Source organism: Salinivibrio costicola subsp. alcaliphilus (assembly GCF_001996185.1).
GTDB classification, from domain to species: Bacteria; Pseudomonadota; Gammaproteobacteria; order Enterobacterales; family Vibrionaceae; genus Salinivibrio; species Salinivibrio costicola.
Window position 1 is genome coordinate 1 of sequence record NZ_MUFR01000147.1, and the last position, 411, is coordinate 411.

1 protein-coding gene is annotated in these 411 nt (G+C 52.3%); it reads right to left on the reverse strand.

The window, feature by feature from the left end; translation table 11 throughout:
- Positions 1-411, reverse strand: a 411-nt coding sequence (locus BZJ21_RS15615; protein WP_077670264.1) for an Hcp family type VI secretion system effector, incomplete at both ends; no start/stop codon positions are given.

The window sequence follows — 411 nt, forward strand, 5'->3', positions numbered from 1 at the left end:
TTTGCGGTAAGACATCGACACGGTCAGGTTCTGGGTAAAGTCTGACTTCGCCGGGTCTTGGCAATGGGGCATCTCGCAGTGAATGTCCACAATCGAGGCACTTTCCAGCTTGGTGGTAAAGAAGTTTTCTTGTTTACCTTCAATCGAGGTGCGGTACCACTTCAGCTCGACCGTTGACATTTTCTCACCCGACGCCAGTGCGTTATAAAGCAATGGCACCGCTTTGTTGAGTGCCACGGTGAATTTAAACGGCTTGTGCACACGTTGGCCAGAGGGCTGACCTGATTGTGGGTCGGTGGGAACCGTCACATTGTGGTCAAACTGCTGCACCAGCATTTCGTCTTCGTGGCCTTCGACAAAAGAATCACCGATAGAATCCGCGGTGCAGGCACCGGCAGTAATCAAACCCTG